This is a genomic window from Curtobacterium sp. NPDC092190 (genome assembly GCF_044755625.1).
GTDB lineage: Bacteria > Actinomycetota > Actinomycetes > Actinomycetales > Microbacteriaceae > Curtobacterium.
In genome coordinates this window covers 722,862-743,861 of sequence record NZ_JBIVRJ010000002.1, presented here as the reverse complement: position 1 = coordinate 743,861, position 21,000 = coordinate 722,862, and the positions used below count along the sequence as shown (strand labels likewise).

Annotated in this window: 15 protein-coding genes; 8 read left to right on the top strand and 7 right to left on the bottom strand. The window is 72.3% G+C overall.

Annotated features, from left to right (window positions below):
• Window positions 1–2: 2 nt before the first annotated feature.
• Window positions 3–1,379, top strand: a complete 1,377-nt coding sequence (locus tag ACIQFY_RS07700) for an O-antigen ligase family protein (RefSeq protein WP_400339168.1) — start codon at window positions 3–5, stop codon at window positions 1,377–1,379.
• A 9-nt stretch (window positions 1,380–1,388) separates the two neighbouring features.
• Here ACIQFY_RS07700 and ACIQFY_RS07695 read toward each other — a convergent pair whose 3' ends face one another.
• Window positions 1,389–2,639, bottom strand: coding sequence for a hypothetical protein (locus ACIQFY_RS07695; protein WP_400339165.1), 1,251 nt, complete (start codon window positions 2,637–2,639; stop codon window positions 1,389–1,391).
• A 358-nt stretch (window positions 2,640–2,997) separates the two neighbouring features.
• Between ACIQFY_RS07695 and ACIQFY_RS07690 the strand changes: the two genes are divergently transcribed.
• Window positions 2,998–4,317 carry a hypothetical protein gene (locus ACIQFY_RS07690; protein ID WP_066655006.1) on the top strand — a complete coding sequence of 440 codons (1,320 nt, stop codon included), beginning with the start codon at window positions 2,998–3,000 and terminating at the stop codon, window positions 4,315–4,317.
• A gap of 106 nt (window positions 4,318–4,423) precedes the next feature.
• Here the strand turns inward: ACIQFY_RS07690 and ACIQFY_RS07685 are convergent, their stop codons facing one another.
• The 4 genes from ACIQFY_RS07685 to ACIQFY_RS07670 form a co-directional block, all read right to left on the bottom strand.
• Window positions 4,424–5,182, bottom strand: coding sequence for a polyprenol monophosphomannose synthase (locus tag ACIQFY_RS07685; RefSeq protein ID WP_326495535.1), 759 nt, complete (start codon window positions 5,180–5,182; stop codon window positions 4,424–4,426).
• Between the two features lie 32 nt (window positions 5,183–5,214).
• Complete coding sequence (locus tag ACIQFY_RS07680) at window positions 5,215–6,636, bottom strand: hypothetical protein (RefSeq protein WP_400339162.1); 1,422 nt, start codon at window positions 6,634–6,636, stop codon at window positions 5,215–5,217.
• A 93-nt stretch (window positions 6,637–6,729) separates the two neighbouring features.
• Window positions 6,730–8,811, bottom strand: coding sequence for a hypothetical protein (locus ACIQFY_RS07675; protein ID WP_400339159.1), 2,082 nt, complete (start codon window positions 8,809–8,811; stop codon window positions 6,730–6,732).
• 241 nt (window positions 8,812–9,052) lie between these two features.
• Window positions 9,053–10,084 (bottom strand): glycosyltransferase family 2 protein, encoded by a 1,032-nt coding sequence (locus tag ACIQFY_RS07670; RefSeq protein WP_326495532.1) that lies wholly within the window; start codon window positions 10,082–10,084, stop codon window positions 9,053–9,055.
• Window positions 10,085–10,203: 119 nt separating this feature from the next.
• On the opposite strand from ACIQFY_RS07670, the gene ACIQFY_RS07665 reads away from it, so the two are divergent.
• The 6 genes from ACIQFY_RS07665 to ACIQFY_RS07640 all read left to right on the top strand — a co-directional run bounded on the left by ACIQFY_RS07665 (window position 10,204) and on the right by ACIQFY_RS07640 (window position 18,190).
• Window positions 10,204–12,771 carry a glycosyltransferase gene (locus ACIQFY_RS07665; RefSeq protein WP_400339156.1) on the top strand — a complete coding sequence of 856 codons (2,568 nt, stop codon included), beginning with the start codon at window positions 10,204–10,206 and terminating at the stop codon, window positions 12,769–12,771.
• Between the two features lie 87 nt (window positions 12,772–12,858).
• Window positions 12,859–13,755 (top strand): ABC transporter permease, encoded by an 897-nt coding sequence (locus ACIQFY_RS07660; RefSeq protein WP_066655013.1) that lies wholly within the window; start codon window positions 12,859–12,861, stop codon window positions 13,753–13,755.
• A 3-nt stretch (window positions 13,756–13,758) separates the two neighbouring features.
• The gene (locus ACIQFY_RS07655; protein ID WP_326495530.1) at window positions 13,759–15,006 is read left to right on the top strand and encodes an ABC transporter ATP-binding protein; all 1,248 of its coding nucleotides are present in this window, start codon (window positions 13,759–13,761) and stop codon (window positions 15,004–15,006) included.
• A gap of 1 nt (window position 15,007) precedes the next feature.
• Entirely contained in the window at window positions 15,008–16,135 is a 1,128-nt protein-coding gene (locus tag ACIQFY_RS07650) for a glycosyltransferase family 4 protein (RefSeq protein ID WP_400339152.1), read from the top strand.
• Window positions 16,132–17,007: a glycosyltransferase family 2 protein gene (locus ACIQFY_RS07645; RefSeq protein WP_326495528.1), complete on the top strand. Its 876-nt coding sequence runs from the start codon at window positions 16,132–16,134 to the stop codon at window positions 17,005–17,007. Before ACIQFY_RS07650 ends, ACIQFY_RS07645 begins: the two co-directional genes overlap by 4 nt.
• A gap of 61 nt (window positions 17,008–17,068) precedes the next feature.
• Complete coding sequence (locus ACIQFY_RS07640) at window positions 17,069–18,190, top strand: glycosyltransferase family 2 protein (RefSeq protein WP_400339149.1); 1,122 nt, start codon at window positions 17,069–17,071, stop codon at window positions 18,188–18,190.
• Window positions 18,191–18,209: 19 nt separating this feature from the next.
• Here ACIQFY_RS07640 and ACIQFY_RS07635 read toward each other — a convergent pair whose 3' ends face one another.
• Window positions 18,210–20,135, bottom strand: a complete 1,926-nt coding sequence (locus ACIQFY_RS07635; protein WP_400339146.1) for a glycosyltransferase — start codon at window positions 20,133–20,135, stop codon at window positions 18,210–18,212.
• Window positions 20,135–20,998, bottom strand: a complete 864-nt coding sequence (gene rfbA / locus ACIQFY_RS07630; protein ID WP_066655026.1) for a glucose-1-phosphate thymidylyltransferase RfbA — start codon at window positions 20,996–20,998, stop codon at window positions 20,135–20,137. The genes ACIQFY_RS07635 and rfbA overlap by 1 nt, the downstream gene beginning before the upstream one ends.
• Window positions 20,999–21,000 lie beyond the last annotated feature (2 nt).

Here is a 21,000-nt window from a genome sequence, read left to right as displayed (position 1 = left end):
CCGTGACGAACACCTGGCCGATCGCCCGCGGGACCGTGTCCGAGCGTGAGGCGTTCGCCCTCGCCGTGACCGTCCTGTTGACGATGTTCGCCGGTGACGCGGTCCCGAACACGACGACGTGGTACGGAGCCGCGACGATCTGGGCGATCGAGGCCGCCTGGGGCATCAGCGTCGTGGTGCGTGCGCGACCGCCGCTGACCCGGACGCCCCGCGCGCTCTGGTTCTTCCTCGCCTGGTGCCTGGTGTCGGTCGCGTGGTCGCACTGGCGACCGGCGACGCTCGCGAGCATCGTGGCGCAGGTGGTCTGCGCGCTGGTCGCCTTCGCGATCGCGTCGACGCTCTCCTGGCGCCGGATCCTCGACGCCGCGAGCACCGCGTTCCGCTGGGTCGTCGGCCTCTCCCTGGTCTTCGAGGCCGTGGTGGCCGTCGTCGTGCGGCACCCCATCGCGCCGATCTGGACCGACTACGGCGACCGGGACATCCCGGACGCCTTCTACTTCTCGCGCGCCGAGCTGTTCACCGGCGGACGCATCCAGGGTCTGCCGGGCAACGCCAACCTGCTGGCGATGGTCGCCCTGCTCGCGGCGATCGCCGTCGCGGTGCAGCTCGTCGACGGCCGGATGCGCCGGGGCCGGGCGGTCGCGTGGCTGGTCGTGGCGGCCGCCACCCTGCTGCTCACCCGGTCCTCGACGGTGTTCCTGGCCGTGGTCGCGGTGGTCGTTGCCCTCCTGGTCGCCCTGTGGATCCGACGCGTCCCGAGCGGGCGCCGGGGACCGCGTGTGCTCGCGGTGGTCGCCGGCCTGGTCGTCCTGGTCGTCGCCGCCGTCGCCGCGCGCGTTCCGTTGCTGGCGCTGCTCGGCCGTTCGTCCGACCTGACGGGCCGGGGCACGATCTGGACCGCGGTCGTGGGTCTGGCGGAGCAGCACCCGGTGCTCGGCTGGGGGTGGATCGGCTACTGGTGGCCGGACATCCCGATGCTCGCCGAACTCGCGCCGCGGAACGGCGTCCAGTACCTCCAGGCGCACGATGCGGCGCTCGACGTGTGGATGCAGACCGGCCTGGTCGGTCTGGCGCTCTTCCTCGTGTACGTCCTGACCACCTTCGGCAGGTCGTGGTCGGGGGCCGTGCGGGAGTCCTACGGTCCCGGGCTCGTGCAGCGGCCGTTCGATCCGGTCTCGCTCTTCCCGCTGCTCGTCGTGGTCGCACTGCTCGTGCAGGCGCTCGCGGAGTCGCGCCTGCTCTACCAGGGGAACTGGGTGCTGTTCGCCCTCGTCGCGATCAAGACGCGGATCGTGCTCGTGAACGAGGAACCGCCGTCGACCGGGGACGGGCCGCGCACTCCCCTCGCGCAACGCGCCTTCCGCGCCACGTCGGGCTGAGGGGCGGCGTCACCGCCCGGTGGCACCGGTGCCGAGCACCAGCACGCAGGGCACCCGTGCCTCCCACGGCAGCGCACCGATCACCACCGTCCCGGCAGGGTCCTGTCGGCACCGTGCCTCGGCGGCGACCACCTGCGGGTACCACTCCGGCCCCGTCGCACGCTGGGCCGTACCGGGGAAGGCGGCGACCCAGGTGGCCGCGAGGACCGCGACGACCGTCCACCCGAGGGCGCGGCGGACCACCCGGACCGACCGGTGCCCACCGACGACGGTCGCGTCCGTGCCCGTGCCCGCGTCCGTGCCCGCGTCCGTGCCCGTGGCGTGCAGGGCGCCCGACCGCAGCACGTGTCCGACGAGCACCGACGCCGACACCACCAGCGCTGCGCTCAGCAGCATGCCGGCCGCGGCCGCGTAGCGCGAGGGTGTCGCGTCGAGCAGCGCGCCGGGGTCGGACCGGGACCACCGTCCGTTCGCCGAGGCGTTGGCCAGCAGTGCCGCCGACCACACCACGACCGACCCCACGGCGAGGGCAGACGCCAGCAGCACCGCACGACGGCGTCGCTCCCGCAGCCCGACGACGACCGCCGTGACGACGATCGCGACGAGCACCGCAGCGGGGACCCCGACCACCCACCAGCCCGAGGCCACGACCGCGCGGCCGACCGCTGCCAGGTCCGCTCGCCACAGGCCGCCGACGGTCTGCAGCAGGTACCCCGAGGCGACGTCGCGGACCGAGGGGTCGCCCCGCGGCGAGTCCCGGTCGGTGGTGAGGGCCGTCACGACCTGCGCGGCCCCAGCGCCGAGGGCCGCGACGGTGACGGGCAGCGCGCGGAGGACGCGCGCACGGCGGGAGGGCACCGCGGACGATGCGGGGGGCACCGCAGCGGACGCCGCGTCGGCGCGTCCGGCGGACGCTCCGGTCGCCCGGGCTCGGTCGCGTCCCGGCACCCAGGCGAGCAGGAGCAGCGGCAGGAAGAGCAGCGCCTGGACCTCGGTGGTGAGGACGAGCACGGCGACCAGGGCGAGCGTCACCGCCCCGGTCCGGGTCCGGGCACGGTGCGCGAACACCCACGGCGCGAGCAGGAGGGCGGTGGTGTGCAGGTTCGCAGCGTTGCCCAGCACCTCCCACGGTGCCGTGGGCAGCAGGACCGGCACCGCGGCCAGCACGACGCGGAGCACCGGCGACGGCACGGCGTCCGCGGCGAGGACGAAGACGCCGGCGCACGCAGCTCCGGTCAGGACGCAGCAGAGCGTCGTCACCGTGAGGGCGTACCAGGCGATCGGCAGCGCGAACCCGACGTCGACGACGAGTCGCGGGACGACGTGCAGGTACCCCGCGTACGGCTCGACGACGCTCGCGGCTGCTCCGAGGGCGAGGTGCTCGCGGAAGAAGAGCCCGGCGTCCTCGGCCCAGGCGGTCCCGCGCGCGACGGGTCAGAGTCGGACCCACGCCGCGAGCGCCGCCAGCAGCCCCACCCCGACGGCCGCGCCCGAGCGTCGGAGCCGGTCCCTCGTCGATGTCATCGGGGTCCGACGCTAGCGAGCGATCGACGATCCGCGATATCGACGCTCCGGTACGGCGCAGGTCCCGTGCGGCCGAGTACGTCAGACTGGACGGATGACGGACGGCAGGACGACGCGACGCATCCGCGCGCGCCGGTACCTGTCCGCCTGGATCGGATTCTCCGCCGGCGGTCGGTTCAGCCAGGCACTCGCGACGACCATCGTGCTCTTCGCGTTCGGCGAGCCGACCGTCCGCGTCCTGGTGGGTCCTGCCGGCACCTGGTCGGTGCTCGTGACCCTCGCCGTGCTCGCCGGGCTCAGCCTGCTCGGGCAGCGCTACCGGATCGAGTGGCACGGCGTCCTGCCGCTGTCACTGCTCGTCTTCGTCGGGTACTGCGCGCTGAGCGTGCTGTGGAGCGAGTACTCCTGGGTCGCCCTGCGCGGGCTCACCGCCACCGTCGGGTTCGTCGGACTCGGACTGTACCTCGCGCTCGGTCGCGACCTCGTCCAGGTCATCCGGGCGTGCGGCGACGCCTTCCGCATCCTGCTGGTCGTGTCGCTCGGGCTCGAGGTGCTGTCGGGGCTCGTGCTCGACCTGCCGATCCCGGCGTTGGGCATCCGCGGTGACATCGCCTTCGGCGGTCCGATCCAGGGCATCGGCGGGACGCGCAACTTCATGGGCTTCATCGCGGTGACCGCCCTGGTGACGTTCGTCGTGGAGTTCCTCACCCGCTCGGTGGCCCGGTGGCGTGCCGTCGCGTCCATGGGCGGCGCGGTCGTGACGCTCATGCTCGTGCAGTCGCCGATCACCGGGCTCGCGACGATCGCCCTCGCCGGGACCGCGCTCGCCCTCTGGACCCTGCGGCACGCACGGCCCTCGGTCCGGCCGCTGCTCGACGGCGTCCTCGCCACCCTGGTCGTCGCGGCGGGAGTGGTGCTCGTCGTGACCCGTGCACGGGTGCTCCCCCGCATCGGAGCTGCCGGTGGGACGACGACACGGCTCGAGCTCTGGGAGCAGATCCGCACGTTCATCGAGCAGAAGCCGATCCAGGGCTGGGGCTGGGTGGGGACCTGGCCGAGCGAGCCCGTCGTCCCGTTCGTCACGTTCATCGATCCGTCCGGCGCCCGGTTCACGTCCGGGTTGGACGCGGCCGTCGACGCCTGGCTGCAGGTCGGCCTCGCGGGCATGCTGCTGCTCCTCGGAGCGGGACTCCTCGCCTTCGCCCGGTCGTGGGTGACGGCGACGACCTTCCCCGGCGTGGCCTACGTCTGGCCCGCGGCGGTCCTCGTGCTCCTGGGCGTGACGAGCCTGGCCGAGAGCTACCTGCTGCACGGCGCGGGCCTGATGCTCTTCGTCACGGTGCTCGTGGTCGCCGCGCGCCGACGCTCGTGGCGCGTGCGGCTCCCCCGGCTCGAGGAACGCCCGCACCCCTGACCGTGCGCGGCTACCGACCGCGTTGCCGTCGCAGCCGATCGCGTTGCCCTCGCAGGCGACCCCGCGGCCGGTGGCCGGCGCCGGGCCGGGGCCGGGGCCGGGGTCCCTAGCGTCGGGTCCGCGGTCGGAACCGGCGCTGGAGCCCCCACTGCGTCGTCCGCACCATCGCCTCGACGATGATGTCCTTGCTCATCTTGGAGACACCGTGGATGCGGTCACGGAACCGGATCGGCACCTCGACGATCCGCCCGCCGAGGTCGTGGGTCCGGATGGTCATGTCGATCTGGAAGCAGTAGCCCTTCGAGTCGATCGACCCGAGGTCCATGCGCGCGATCGCGTCCGCCCGGTAGACGCGGAACCCGGCGGTGATGTCGTGCACGTCGATGCCGAGCATGATGCGCGCGTAGGTGTTGGCCCCACGGCTCAGGAACTCGCGGCGCTTGGGCCAGTCCACGACCGAGCCACCGCGCATCCAGCGCGAACCGATGGCGAGCAGGACGTCGTCCGACGGGTCCGCGTCGGCGACCGCGGCGATGAGCGCCGGCAGGCGGTCGGCCGGGTGCGAGCCGTCGGCGTCCATCTCGACGAGCAGGTCGTAGCCGTGCTCGAGCCCCCAGCGGAACCCGGCGACGTACGCCGTCCCGAGGCCGAGCTTGCCGGAGCGACGGAGCAGGTGGACCCGCTCGTCGGTCCGGGCCATCGCCTCGACGAGGTCGCCCGTGCCGTCCGGGCTGCCGTCGTCCACGACGAGCAGCCCTGCCGAGGGGACGGTCTCGAGGATGCGTGCCGCGATGTCCTTGATGTTCTCGGCCTCGTTGTAGGTCGGCACGATCACGAGGGGCTTGGCTTCGGTGTTGCGGGTCATGTCCTGCTCACGGTCGGGGTGGTCCGGCGCGGTCAGCGCTCGGCGTCCTGGTCGATGACGGCACACGGCACCGTCACGGCCCACTGCGGGCCTGGGGCGATCTGCACGGAGGCGGTTCCGTCCGGGTGGGCTTCGCACCGGCCCTCCGACGTCCGGACCTGCTGTTCCCAGATCGGTCCGCCCTGCCGGTTCGCCTTGTCCACCGCGAAGTTCGCCGCGAACGACGCGACGACCGCCAGCAGCAGGAGCGCGCCGGCTGCGGTCGCGATCCAGGCGGAGGGAGTGCGTGGTCGGTCCCGCGGACCCCGGACCCAGACACCCGGCAGGCGGACGCCGCGGCTCAGTGCGACGTCGGCGATGACGACGAAGGCTCCGATGACGTAGATCGAGGCTGCGGCCGAGTACCGGAAGGTCCAGTTCCCCAACCACTTCGCCGTGTCGAAGTGCGCGAAGGCGAGCATCTCGTTCGGGTTGAGCACCACCGCGCCGAACCACACGGCGGCCGAGCCCCAGAGCATCGCGCCGAGTGTCCAGCGCTGCGCGGACGTCCCCGCCCAGAACGCGAGCGCGGCGAGCAGCACGGCGAGGGCGAGCGGCACGAGGACGACCCAGGTGCCGTGGTGCGCGATGACCTCGCCCACACGCGGCATGCTCCACGTCGCGGAACCGGCGAACGGCTGCACCGCGTACCCGAGCAGCATGTCCGCCACGGAGTCGGGCTCCGCGGTCGGCGCGGCACGCGGGTGCGAGAGCGTCGTCACGACCTGTGCGAGACCGCCCACGAGGGTGCCCGCGATCACGGGCCAGCGCCGGCGGTTGCGGATGCCGAGGAGGAAGAGCGGGAAGAACGCGACGACCTGGATCTCGGTGAGGCCGGCGAGCAGCGTCGCGACGCCGAGCACGATCCCCCGCGTCCACGAGCGGACCGGCGCGAGCAGGGCGAAGGGGACGAGGAACATCAGGAACCAGTGCAGGTTCGCGGCGTTGGCCTGGATCTCCATCGGTCCGAGCGGCACCAGCGCCGGGACGAGCGCCAGCAGGAGCCGGGCGACGACGGAACGGAGCACGCCGGCCGTCAGGACCCAGACCGCGGCGCCGACCGCTGCCGTGACGGCGACGCAGAGCGCGGAGACGGTCACCGCGAACCGGTCGACCGGGGCGACCTCGCTGGCGATCGCGATCACGATCCGGGGCACGACGTGCAGGTAGCCCGCGTAGTCGTGGAAGAGCGCCCCCGCGAAGCCGAGTCGGTACTGCTCCTCGAGGAACACCTTGCCGTCCTCGGCCCAGAGCGTGTTTCGGACCTCGGGTGTCAGGCGCAACCACCCGAGGGCGGCGATGACGAACCAGAGGACGACGGGGACCGCGACCGTGGTCAGTCGCCGACGGAAGGTCGTCGTCCCGCCGGCCGCACCGTCCGTCACCCCCGGCGCGGGCGGTCTGGTCTCGAGCACCGGACGATCCTCTCACAACGGACGGCGGCGGCGGCGCACCGTCGAGGTGCGTCGCCGCCGTCGTGGGCGGACCGGGCACGGTCCGCGCCCGGTCTACGGGACCTTCACCGTCCGGCACCCGAGCGTGGTGTTCGCGCCCGCCTGCGAGTCGATCGCGTAGACGCAGACCGAGCGGGACCCGGTCTTCGCCGGGAGCTTCACCGAGAACCCGTGCGCGGCGCCGGCGCCGGAGTACGCGGCGGCGACGTCGGGACGCGACGTCTTGGCGACGACGCGCTTGCCGACCCCGTCGACGTAGACGTCCACGGGGATCGACGTCGCCGGCGTGTCCGTGTCGATCGCCCACCCGGAGACCTGCACCGCCTTCGAGACACCCGTCACGGCGTCCAGGCTGCCGATCGGCTTCGCGTTCGTCACGGTCACCTGCTTGCACCCGATCGACGCCGACGCCGGCCCCGCGCCGACGCCGTTCACCTGGACGCACACGGTGTGCTTGCCGGGCGTGGCCTTCCAGGTGCCGGAGAAGCCGTGCGCGGTCCCCCACGCCGGGTAGGTCTTCGCGACGTCCTGGCGGGCGCGGTCGGCCCGGATGCCGTGACCGGCTCCGTCGATGATCACCCGAGCGGTGAGCGACTGCGTCGAGTCCCCGTCGATCGCCCAACCGGACACGCGGATCGAGCTCGACGTCGTCTTGATGGCGGTGATCTTGCCGATCGGGGTGCTGCCGGGCGTCACCACGGTGCGGCAGGTCCCGATCCTGCGGTCCGATCCGGCCTTCACGTTGACCCCGGTCACGCAGTACTCGTGCGTGCCGACCGTCGTGCGGACCGTGGTCGAGAACCCGTGTCCGCCGCCGAGCGCCGGGTACTTCGCCGCGACGTCGGACCGCATCGTCCCGGCGCTGATGCGGGTCACGTAGGCGCCGTCACGGTAGATCCGGACGCCGATCGCACCCTTGGCCTCGGGGTCGACGGCCCACCCGGTGAGGGTGACGGTCCCGCCCTGGTTCGCCACGACCGAGTCGAGCGACCCCGTCGGGGACCCCTCCGCCACGGTCACGGACCGGCACCCGAGCGACACGTCGCTCTTCCCGTCGGCGGCCTTCGCCGTGACGCACACCTGCTGCGTCCCACCCGGGACCGTCAGCGTCGCGCTGAACCCGTGCTTCGGCCCGGCTGCCGGGTAGGCGGCGCCGATGTCCGGTCGGTTGCCGGTCGCGGCGAACGTCCCGGTGACCGACCCCGCGGTGACGACGACCTTCGTGCCCGCCTTCGTGGCGGTGTCCAGCGCCCACCCGTTGACGGTCACCGCGTTGTAGGCCGTCGAGACCCCGTCGAGGCTGCCCTTCGCGGTCGTCGCCTTGCCGGTCGGGCTCCCGAACCAGTCGCTGTACATGCGCCAGAAGTTGCGGTTGCCGTAGGCGGAGCAGCCGTCACCGGTGCCGTACAGGTTGTTCAGCGCGGCGGTGTTCGGCGTGTAGGGCGTGTAGTAGTACAGCGCGGCCGTCGCCTTGTTCTGCACGTTCACCGGCTTCGTGCCGCAGGACACGGGCACGTTGTACTGGATGTTGCGGGTGGCACCCGGGTTGAACCAGGTGAAGTAGTTGCTCGTCCCCGGCGGGTTGCTGTACCGCTTCCACTGCCAGGCCGACCAGTACATCTGGTTGCCGACCCCGGCGTACGCGGGGTCGCAGCGTCCGCCGACGTTGTCCGGGCACGCGTAGCCCATCGCCCGCTCGAGCACCGCAGCGGAGGGACCGCGGTTCGTGACCAGGCTCTGCTCCTTCTGCAGCGTGACGAGGAGCACCTTGGGGCTGATGCCGCAGGCCTTGCTGACGCGGGTGACGATCTGCGCGGTGGAGAGGGACGAACCGCCGGTGACGGCCGAGCACATGGCGTCCCCACCGCGGCTGTTCATCGAGAACCGCCCGTTGCGCAGGCAGTGGCTGTTCGTGCAGGACGACACCTGGCTGTCCAGGAACGCCTGCACCTGGTCGGCGGTCATCGCCGTGCCGTCGTAGAAGTTGGCGTCGGAGATGATGTTGCCGGCCTGGAACGACGACCCGCTGAGCGCCGAGGCGGGCTCCTGCGATGCGGTCGGACCGGACACCTGCAGACCGACGAGCACGCTGGCGACCGCCAGCACGCTCGCAGCCATGGCGAGGAGCTTCTTCACGTCGGGGGCCTTCCTGAGGGGCGGACGACGGGTGCGAGCGAGCACGTGCTCCGGGAGCGGTCCGGAACGACCCTGTCCACGGTCCAGACCACACGTGTCACGAAACTGTACCTCCGTCACAGTGATCACACAGCCCCCGCGTCGACCCCCGTCCGGGAGGCGCACCGCACCGCCGCCGGTTCCCCGCCGGTCCGGCGGGGAAGCGGCTCCACCCCGCCCCCGCTCGATCCTGAGACGGCGCTCAGGCGCCGGCGTCGAGCAGTGACTCGACGGCGCGACGTGCCGCAGCGCCCGTGCCGTCCCCACGTCGGGCGCGACGCGCGTGCGCGACGAGACCGGGTGCCTCCCGACCGAGTCGCGCCCACTGGGCCGGCGTCAGCTGTCCACCTGCGGGGCGGACCAGGTCCCGGGCGGCCCGTGCGAGCGTCCGCAGGACGACCCGGCGCACCATCTGCGGCGAACCGTTCCGCAGCACGACCGCCAGGCGGTTCCGCATGCTCTGGTACCGCACCAGCGGGGAGTCGCTGCCGGAGCTCGCCGCGTGACGGTGGGTGACGACCGCGTCCGGGGCGTGGCGGACCTCGTACCCGGCGAGCCGGAGCCGCCACGACACGTCGAGGTCCTCGTAGTACATGAAGAGGGACTCGTCGAAGCCCCCGACGTCGGCGAGGGCGTCCCGGCGCAGGAGGACCGCCCCGCCGGAGAACCCGAAGAGCGGCGCGGTCTCCGGGGCGTCCTGCAGCGGCCGCAGCCAGTCGCGGTCCCGGCCGTTGCCCGAGCGGTCGAGCACGACCCCCGTGCCGTTCACCAGCGTGCGACCGTCGGCGTCGCGGCGCCACCGTCGACCGTCGACGCCCACCAGGTCGTCCGGACCGGGGGCCGTCGCGGCGGGGACGGGCACGAAGCCGCCCTCGAGCACGACCGTCGCGGCGACCCCGGCCACCCGGTCCCCGCCTGCGGCGAGCGCGGCGAGGCCGCGAGCGAGGAAGCCGTGGTCGGCGACGGCGTCGTTGTTGAGGAGCGCGACGACGGGTGCCGAGGCCGCGGCGATGCCCCGCGCGACCCCGCCGGCGAAGCCCGCGTTCGTCGGCTCGGCGACGATCACGACCGCGGGCAGGTCGGCGCGGTAGGCCGCGACGGTGCGGTCGTCCGCCTCGTTCACGACGAGCACCACCTCGACCTCGGCGTCGACCCGCTGCGACCGCACGGAGTCGATCGCTCGCCGCGTGAGCTCGGGCTGGTGCCAGTCGACGATGACCACGGAGACGTCCACGGGACCAGTCTCGCAGGCCGCGTGCCCCCGGTCCGCCGAGAGCGCCCGGGTATAGTGGTGCCGCTTTCCGGGCTCCGTCCCGGAGGGCGCCCCCGCAAGCCGACGTACGGAGTCCTCCCATGTCCACCTTCGCGCCCCGCGTGTCCGTCGTCGTCATCAACTTCCGCGGCACGGACGACACGCTCGAGTGCATCGCCCGGCTCAGCGAGGTGGACTGGCCGGCCGACCGGCTCGAGATCGTCGTGGTCGAGAACGGCTCCGGCGACGACAGCGAGGCACGTCTGCGCGCCGAGCTCGGCGACCGGGCGAACGTCCGCATCATCGTCTCCCCCGAGAACCTCGGCTTCACCGGCGGCAGCAACCTCGGCGCGCGCGAGGCGACCGGCGACGTGGTCGCGTTCCTCAACAACGACGCCAAGCCGCACCCGGACTGGGTGAAGGAGGGCATCGCCGGGTTCGCCCCGAGCCCACGCGTCGCCGCCGTGGCGAGCAAGGTCCTCGACTGGGAGGGCCGCACCATCGACTTCGTCGAGTCCGGCCTGAGCTGGTTCGGGATGGGCTACAAGGCGCACATCGCCGAGGTCGACGACGGCCGCTTCGACGAGCCGCGTGACCTGCTCTTCGGAACCGGGTCGGCGCTGTTCGTCCGCCGTGACGTCTTCCTCGAGGTCGGCGGCTTCGACGACGGCCTCTTCATGTTCTACGACGACGTCGACCTGGGCTGGCGGCTCAACCTGCTCGGCTACCGCGTCCGGTTCGCGCCACGATCGGTCGTCTTCCACAAGCACCACGGCTCGATGAAGTCGTTCGGCGACCACCGCGAGATGTACCTGCTCGAGCGGAACGCCCTGCACCTGCTCTACAAGAACCTGTCCGAGGAGAACCTCGGCGTGTTCCTGCCGGCGGCCCTCGCGCTCCTGGCCCGACGCGCGGTCGCCAAGAGCGGACGGGACTCGCAGGAGTTCGACATCCGCCGCTTCACGGGTGCGCCCGACGAGTTCGACCCGCTGACGCCGATCTCGAAGGAGACCGTCGCCGGTTTCTTCGCGCTCGACCAGTTCGTCGCCGACCTGCCGCGCCTGTCCGAGGAGCGTCGCCGGATCCAGGCGCAGCGCGTCCGGAGCGACAAGGACGTGTTCCGCCTGTTCGGCGACGCCTTCAAGCCGCTGTTCGAGGACGGGTACTTCCTCGAGGGCTACCGCGCGATCCTCGAGTCCTTCGACGTCGAGGCGCCGATGCACCGCACGAAGGTCCTCGTCATCACGGGCGACGCCCTGGGCGAGAAGATGGCCGGCCCCGGTATGCGGGCGTGGAAGATCGCCGAGTCCCTCGCCCCGGACAACGACGTGCGCCTGGTCACCTGGAACGTGGCGAACCGCAAGTCCGACGCCTTCGACGTCGCCCGTGTCCCGCTGCAGCACGAGCGGACGATGCGGGAGCACGAGGAGTGGGCGGACGTCATCTTCTTCCAGGGCTACGCGCTGCACCACTTCACGACCCTGCAGCGGTCGAACAAGATCATGGTCGTCGACCTGTACGACCCGATGCACCTCGAACAGCTCGAGCAGGCACGTGACAACGGCGACGTGGGCTGGCGCAACCAGGTCACGAGCACGACCGAGGTCATCAACGCACAGCTCGAGCGCGGCGACTTCTTCCTCTGCGCCTCCGAGCGCCAGCGCCTGTTCTGGCTCGGTCAGCTGGCGGCGGTCGGTCGCGTCAACCCCGACAACTACCTGGCGGACGACAACCTCGAGAAGCTCATCGCCATCGCCCCGTTCGGCATGGACTCGAAGCCGCCGCAGCACGAGCGCAAGGCGATCCGCGGCGTCACGCCGGGCATCGGCGAGGACGACAAGGTCGTCATCTGGGGCGGCGGCATCTACAACTGGTTCGACACCCCGTCGCTCGTCCGCGCGATCGCCCAGGTCGCCGAGCGCCACGACGACGTCCGGCTGTTCTTCCTCGGCGTCGCACACCCGAACCCGGACGTGCCCGAGATGGCCATCGTCTCGGAGACCCGCCGCATCAGCGACGAGCTCGGCCTGACCGGCAAGCACGTCTTCTTCAACGAGCAGTGGGTCGCGCTCGACGACCGCCAGAACTACCTGCTCGAGGCCGACGCCGGCGTGAGCACGCACTTCGCGCACATCGAGACGACGTTCTCGTTCCGCACCCGGATCCTCGACTACATGTGGGCGAACCTGCCGATCGTCACCACCGACGGCGACAGCTTCGGCGACCTCGTCGCTGCCGAGGGCATGGGTGTCGCGGTCGAGGAGCGCGACGTGGACGCCCTCGCCGCAGCCCTCGAGTCGATGCTGTACGACCCCGAGGCCGCCCAGGCTGCCCGCGACGCGGTCCGTCGCGTCCGGAGCGACTTCACGTGGGAGCGGGCACTCTCACCGCTCGTGGAGTTCTGCAAGGACCCGCAGCCGGCGGCGGACCGTGCGCACGACGCCGCGGTCCCGGCCGGATCCGTCACGGCGGGGAGCCGTCCGCGCGTCGCGCTGAGCCCGGCGCGCCAGCGGGAGATGGCCTTCCACGAGATCGCGAACAGCCGCCACGGCGTCGTCCGCGACGTCCGGCTGGCGACCTGGTACCTGCGGCAGAACGGCGTCGGCGGGCTCCGCGCCAAGGTGCAGGACCGCGTCCGGCTGATGCGGGAGAGCAGGAACGGGCGCTGACGTCCACACCGGGCACACGCGGGCACCGTTGTACAGTTGTCCGTCGCCCCGGTGCACCCGTCCCAGCGCACGAACACAGAGGAACCCATGAGCAACATCGTCAGCGAGCGGTTCGAACGCCTCCGGCAGGAACGCATGGTCCCGGCAGGGCGTCCGGCGTCCGCCGTGGTGGGCTCGATCCGTGAGGTCCTCGCGCACCGGCAGCTCCTCGACCTGCTGATCCGCCGCGACCTGAAGTCCCGGTACAAGGACAGCGTGCTGGGCTTCGCCTGGACGCTGATCCGGCCGCTCGTGCAGCTCGCGATCTACTACTTCGTGCTCGGCCAGATCCTCGGGGCCTCGCGGAACATCCCCGAGTTCGCGATCTACGTCTTCTCCGGCCTGACGCTGTACGGCCTGTTCAGCGAGATCGTGGCGTCCGGCACCGCGTCGATCGTGAGCAACGCGGGGCTCATCAAGAAGGTCTACCTGCCGCGCGAGATCTACCCGCTCGCGAGCGTCGGGTCCGCGCTCTTCAACTTCGGCGTGCAGCTGGTCGTCCTGCTCGTCGCCGCGGTGCTGCAGAGCGGCTTCGCCTGGTGGCGCCCGGACCTGCTGTTCTTCTTCCCTGCCACGCTCGTGATCCTGATCTGGGCGACGGCGCTCGCCCTGCTCCTCGCCGCACTCAACGTGTACCTGCGCGACATGCAGTACCTGGTCGAGGTGCTCGTGCTCCTGCTCATGTGGGGCTCCCCCATCGTGTACAGCTGGCAGATGGTCGCGACACGCGCGCCGGAGTGGCTCCTGACGCTCTACACGTCCAACCCGATCACGCTCGCCGTACTCGGCATCCACCGGGCCTTCTGGTCCGCCGGCGACGACGCGCAGTACCCCGACCACCTGCTGCTCCGCCTCGGCATCGCCGCGGTCGTGGGCCTCGTGGCACTGCTCGCGTGCCAGCGCGTGTTCGCCAAGCTGCAGGGCAACTTCGCCCAGGAGATCTGATCGATGAGCATCGACAACGACACGACCACCGACGCCGGCTCGCCCGCGTCGCCCTTCGCCGGCGCCCCGGACGTCGTCACGGTCCGGAACGTCTCCAAGAAGTTCACGATCCGCAAGGACAACTCGCTCAAGGAGCGCGTCGTCACGCTCGGCCGCGCCGGCCGACGGCACAGCGAGGACTTCTGGGCGCTCCGTGACGTCAGTCTCGACATCCCGGCCGGCACCACCATCGGGCTGCTCGGACCGAACGGGTCGGGGAAGTCGACCCTGCTCAAGACGATCGGCGGCATCCTCGAGCCGAGCTCCGGCACGGTCGAGCGCCGGGGGCGCCTCGCCGCGCTCATCGAGCTCGGTGCCGGCTTCCACCCGGACCTGACCGGTCGCGAGAACGTCTACCTGAACGCCGCGATCCTCGGGCAGACGCAGGAGGAGACCGAGGCCCGCTTCGAGGACATCCTGCAGTTCTCGGGCATCGGTGACTTCATCGACACCCAGGTGAAGTTCTACTCGTCGGGCATGTACGTCCGGCTCGCCTTCGCCGTCGCCATCAACACCGACCCGGACGTCCTGCTCGTCGACGAGGTCCTCGCCGTCGGCGACGAGCAGTTCCAGAAGAAGTGCCTCGACAAGATCCGCGAGTTCCAGGAGCAGGGCCGCACCATCATCCTGGTCTCGCACTCGCTCGGACAGGTGCAGGAGCTCTGCGACTCCGCGGTGGTCCTGCACCACGGTGAGGTCAAGTTCCAGGGGTCCGCTCGGCTCGCGGTGAAGAACTTCCGCGAGATCCTCGAGGACCGTCGTGTCGCCGAGGTCGAGGCGAACCACCCCGAGGAGCAGGCCACCCCGGGCAAGGTCGAGCACGTCGAGCTCGAGATCCCCGGCAAGCAGCCCGGTGTGGAGCACGTGCACGGCGACGACCTGGTCGTCCGCGCGACCTTCTCGCACACCACCGTGCTGCCCGAGTGGCGCGCGGGCATCAAGATCGAGACCCACCTCGGCCACCCCGCGTTCGGTGTCGACAGCCGACACACCGGCACCATCTACCCACCCCTCGAGGGCACCGCCACGGTCGAGTGGCACCTGCAGGACCTGCGGCTCGGCGGCGGACAGTACTTCGTGCACGTGTTCCTCGCGAAGCCGAACGGCGAGCACATCGTGATCCAGCGCGAGGCAGCTCGCTTCGTCGTCGCCGACGAGGACACACAGTCCGGCATCGCCTGGACGAAGACCACCGAGCGCCAGGTCCACTGACGTGGGGGCAGTCCCCGTGCTCGTCGACGCGACCTCGGTGCCGCCGAGCCGCGGCGGCGTCGCGCGCTACATCGCCGGTCTGCTGCAGGGCCTCGGCGACCTCGACGTCCGCGTCGACGTCGTCGTGAAGCCCGGCGACCTCGCGTGGCTGCGCGGACTCGCACCGACGCACCGGTACCACGCCTCCCCCGGCTGGACCGCATCGCGGCCGCTCCGGCTGCTGTGGGAGCAGGTCGGTCTGCCGGGGCTGCTCCGTCGCACCGGGGCGACCGTCCTGCACAGCCCGCACTACACGTTCCCGGTGACCCGGGCTTCCCGGACGGTCGTCACGCTGCACGACGCGACGTTCTTCTCCGACCCGGCGGCGCACTCGCGCCTGAAGCGCACCTTCTTCCGCACGTGGACCCGGCTCGCACGGCGGAGGGCCCGAGGCACGGTCGCGCCGAGCGCGGCAACGGTCGCCGAGCTCGACCGGCTGGCCGGTCGCGCCCGCCGAGCGACGGTCGTCGCGCACCTCGGGGTGGACGCGACCGTCTTCCGCGTGCCGTCCGCCGCCGAGACGGCGGCCTTCCGCGCCGCACACGACCTCGGCCCGGACACCACCTGGATCGCGTTCCTCGGGACCGTCGAGCCGAGGAAGCAGGTGCCGGCGCTCCTCGCCGCGCACCGAGCACTCCGCAGTCGGGGCGCCGCCGTCCCGCCGCTGCTCGTCGCGGGAGGCCTCGGCTGGGACGAGGAGGCGCGGGCCGAGCTCATCGCCGTCGGCGACGAGCCCGGCGCACCCGTGCGCTACCTCGGCTACCTGCCGATCGAGGAACTCCACGTCCTGCTCGGCGCCGCACGCGTCACCGCCTACCCGAGCACCGGCGAGGGCTTCGGGCTGCCGGTGCTCGAGGCCATGGCCTCCGGCGGCGACGTCCTGACGACCCGGCGGCTCGCGATCCCCGAGGTCGGCGGAGATGCCGTCACGTACACGGAGCCGGACACCGACGCCATCCGCGACGCCCTCGCGGCGATGCTCGCCGAGCCCGCCGACGTCCGGGCGGAGCGCGTGCACCGTGCGCGGGTACGGAGCGCCGAGTTCACCTGGGCCGCCTGCGCCGAGCGCCACCTGGGGGTCTACGCATGAGCGACCGGACCGAGCAGGGCGGTGCGGTCCCCCACCGTGCCGCGATCGTGACGGTGTCGTACGAGTCCGGCGACGTGCTGCCCGCGTTCCTCGCCTCCACCGCCGCCGCGAGCAGCCGGGACGTCGAGGTCGTGGTCGCCGACAACGACTCGGCGACCGCCGACGCACTCCGCCGCGTGACCGAGACGGCCGGGGCGCGCTTCGTCGCGGTCGGCGCGAACCTCGGGTACGGGGCCGCCGTGAACCGCGCCGTCGCCTCGCTCGACCCCGACGTGCGGTGGGTCCTCGTGTCCAACCCCGACGTCGTGCTGTCCCCCGGAGCGCTCGACCGCCTGATCGCCACCGCCGAGACGGACGGGACGATCGGGGCCGTCGGGCCGCGCCTGCTCGAGCCCGACGGTGCGGTCTACCCGTCGGCGCGGCTCGTCCCCTCGCTCCGCACCGGGCTCGGCCACGCGGTCTTCGCGAACGTCTGGCACGGTAACCCGTGGACGAAGCGCTACCGGCAGGAAGGTGACCACACGGTGCGTCGTGACGCCGGCTGGCTGTCCGGCGCGTGCGTGCTCGTGCGCCGCGACGTGTACGACCGCCTGGGCGGCTTCGACGAGACCTACTTCATGTACTTCGAGGACGTCGACCTGGGGTGGCGCATCGGCCGCCTCGGCCTGCGGAACGTGTACGAGCCGGAGGCGGTCGCCACCCACGTGGGCGGTACCGCGACGCGTGGGTCCTCGGAGCGGATGCGCCGCGCCCACCACGAGAGCGCGTACCGCTTCCTGGCCGGCAAGTACGCCGCGTGGTGGCTCTGGCCGCTGCGAGCGGTGCTGCGCGTGGCGCTGTCCGTCCGTGCACGTGCCACGCGGACCCGCTGAACCCGGATAACCTCTCAGGGAAGCACGCCCACCCGCCCTCCCCCGACTCGGATTGCAGCACATGATCCTCGCCGTCACCCTGATGGTCCGCGACGAAGCGGACGTCATCCCCGCCTGGCTCGACCACCACGTCGCCCAGGGCTTCGACGTCTTCGTCATCACCGACAACGGTTCGGTGGACGGGACGAGCGCCCTGCTCGAAGCCTTCGCCGAACGCGACGACGTCACCGTCGACCTGCGCCACGACCCCGTCCACCGCAAGCAGCAGGGCACCGTCGTGACCGGCATGGCCCGCGACGCCGCGTCGGTGCACGGAGCCGACTGGGTGGTGAACGCGGACGCCGACGAGTTCATCCTGCCCGTCGACCGGACGCTCACCGTCCGACAGGTCTTCGAACGCCTCGACCCGGTGATCGGCGCGTTCTTCGTGCCGGTCGTCAACCTGACCGGCGAACTCGCCGAGTCCGGGGCCGGCATCGAACGCCTGCACTGGCGCGACGAGCGGTCCGTCGAGGAGCTCCGGGCCGTCGGTCTCATCGCCCCGCCCACCGCGAACACGGTGCACGTCGGCGACCCGGCGGTCACGGTCGTGCAGGGCAACCACCGTGCGAGCGTGGCGAACGGTGCTCCGGTGCCGGAGGGCCTCGCGCTCGAGGTCCTGCACCTGCCGTGGCGGTCCTGGGCGCAGTACGCGCACCGCGTCGAGGTCACCGGCCGCGCCTACGACGACAACCCGGACCTCACGCCGAGCCCGCGGCACCACGGCATGCGCGACTGGCGCCGGCTGCAGGAGGGGGTGCTCGAGGCCGTCTTCTCGCTCCGCTTCGTGACCGACGACGAGGCAGAGGGCGGACCCTTCACTCGTGACGACGGCATCGCCGAGGTCCTGCACCGTGCGGGCTCGACCGCGCTCGGTGCGCCGGAGCCCGTCGTCGCACAGCAGCGGCTGGAGGCCCTCCGGTCGTTCGGGCGCTCGATCGCCGACCGCGACGCCCGCATCGCCGCGCTCGAGGACGAGGTGCGCGACAGCGCGGAACTCGCCGACTCGCTGCGCCGGACGGTGCAGTTCGAGCGCGACGCGCACCGTCGGACCGAGGCGGCACTGGCCGCCGTCAGGGCCCGACGGATCGTCCGCCTCGCCGACCGAGCCGGGGATGCCGCCCGGCGCATCCAACGACGCTGACCCGCGTCGGGCGCGCGGCTCAGCGTTCCGCGCGCGCCCGACGGACGGCGTCGAGCAGCGTCTCGGCCCGGTTCCGGAACGAGTGCTCGGCACCGATCCGCTCCCCCCGCGCCACACGGTCCTCGAGCGTCGCCGACTCCCCCGCGCGGACGGTCTCCCGGAGCTGCTCGACCGAGGTGTACGTCCGCACCGCGCCGTGGAAGAGGTCGTCGACCCCCGGCACCGGATCGGTCACGACCAGCGCTCCGGATGCAGCGGCGTCGAACAGCCGGTTCGACAGGAAGCCGTCCCGCGCCATGTCGTCCCAGTGGTCGTTGAGCACCACCCGGGCGGTCCGGTAGAGCGCCGGCAGTTCGTCGTTCGCCACGAAGACACCACGGTGCACGCCCTCGGGCAGGAGCCCCTCCCAGCCCTCGCCCCACACCGCGAGGTCCACCCCGGCATCGACCGCGTCGCGGACCACGGGCCGGAACACGCGTCGTGTCTTCCCGACGAACGCGGCGTCGAGCGCACCGAAGGCGGCGTCCGGAGCACCCGGGTGGAAGCGGGCAGGGTCGGTCGCCTGCAGCAGCGGCGCGACCGGCAGCCCCGTCTCCCCGGCGACCCGCGTCGCCCACACCGGCCCGGCGGCGAACCGCAGGTCGTAGCGTGCCAGCTCCGCCGGCGTCACGAGGTCCGGGTGCGAGATCACCCAGAGCACGTTCGTCGCCGAGGGGTGCACCGGGGTGTCGTCGAGTCCGCGCAGGGTCAGCGCGACGTCGTCGAGGTGCTCGGAGAAGGGTCGGACGTGCGACTCGCGGTGGTCGACGACGACCTCCTGCCCCAGATCCCGCAGCGCCCGCGCGAGGTCGCGCGCGAAGAACGTGTCCCCCCAGTCGTCCCCCCGTGCCCCCGGGTGCGCCGCGATCCGCAGCGACCAGCGCAGCCGTTCCCCGCGGTCGCGCAGGGACAGCCGCTCGGTGCCCCGCTCGGCGCGGACGACGGGTTCGCGGAGCGCCACGGGCGCACCGACCGGGTCCGCGGTACCCCGGGCCGGGAGGAACCCCAGGCGCTCCAGCGCCGGCGCGGTGCACTCGTCGCGACGTCCTCGCCAGACCGCGAGTGCGTCCGCCGCGTCCGCGTCGTAGCGCCGTTCGCGGACGGCCGGGTCGCCGTAGGCCCGCCCGAGCGGCACGAGGACACAGTCGCCGTGCAGGTCGTCGGCGGTGTCGCGGGTCAGCCGGGCGACCGCGGTGCGGGTGTCGACGGTGCGGACGGGGTCCGCGAGCGCGGCGACGGGCGCGGCGAAGCAGGGCAGGTCCGCCGCGAAGACGGCCGTGCCGTCGAGTCCGTCGGCGTCCTCGGCGGGGTGGCCGCGCAGCAGCGACGCGACCGGGGCGGTCGGCTGGGGCAGGGCCGCGCCGGCGCTCAGCACCACGTCGTCGGCCGACCGGACGACGGCCACGGCGACCCGTGCCTCCCGGCCGACCGTCGCGACGAGCCGGGCGTGGGCGCCCTCCGGGAGGGTGATCGCGGCGTCCTGGACCACGACCGTGGCGGACCGGAGCCGCGCGCGCGCCGCGGCGACCGCGCCGCCCCAGGTCGCAGCGACCGTGCGCCGCGCGACCACGTGGTCGGCCGCTGGCTCGACCGGCGCGTAGGTGCTCGTCGGGCCGGCGTGCACGTCGTACGCGCTGACGACGACCGTGCGTGCGCCTGCGGCGACCGCGGCGGCGACCGCCGGACGGTACGCTCCGTCCCGGAACGACCGCTCCTGCACGGTCACGACGACGTCGAACCCGTCCGGTGCGACCGTCGGTCGGGCCGTCACGAGGGACGTGTCGACCGGGAGGCGCGGCTCGGCCGCTCCGTCGACCGCACCACCGCGGGTGGTGGCGTCGCGACCCGTCCGCTCGGCTCCCGCCGCAGCGGTCCGCCCGAACAGCCGGCCGAGCCGGGACGCCATCAGCCCTGCAGCAGGGCGTTCAGGTAGACGCCGTAGCCGCCCTTGACGAGGGGTGCCGCGAGGTCGGCGAGCTGTGCGTCGTCGATCCACCCGTTGCGCCAGGCGATCTCCTCGATGCAGCCGATCTTGAAGCCCTGGCGGTCCTCGATGACCTTGACGTACTCGGACGCCTGCATCATCGACTCGAACGTGCCGGTGTCGAGCCAGGCGGTCCCGCGGTCGAGGACCTGCACACCGAGCTTGCCCGCCTCGAGGTACCGCTCGTTGACGGTGGAGATCTCGAGCTCGCCACGAGCGCTGGGCTCGATGGTCTTCGCGATCTCGATGACCGAGTTGTCGTAGAAGTACAGCCCCGGGACGGCGTAGTTCGACTTCGGCTGCGCGGGCTTCTCCTCGATGGAGACCGCGGTGAACGCGTCGTCGAACTCGACGACGCCGTACGCGGTGGGGTCGGCCACGTGGTAGGCGAAGATGGTCGCGCCGTCGACACCGGTGTTCTTCCGCAGGTTCGTGCCGAGGCCGGTGCCGTGGAAGATGTTGTCACCGAGGACCAGCGCGACGCTGTCGTCGCCGATGAACTCCTCGCCGATGACGAACGCCTGCGCGAGCCCGTCCGGGCTCGGCTGCACGGCGTACTGGATGTCCATGCCGAGCGACGAACCGTCGCCGAGCAGGGCCTTGAACTGCTCGTTGTACTCCGGCGTCGTGATGACGAGGACCTCGCGGATGCCTGCCATCATGAGCGTGGACAGCGGGTAGTAGACCATCGGCTTGTCGTAGATCGGCATGAGCTGCTTGCTGATGCCCTTGGTGATGGGCCAGAGGCGCGTGCCGGAACCGCCGGCGAGGATGATGCCCTTCATCG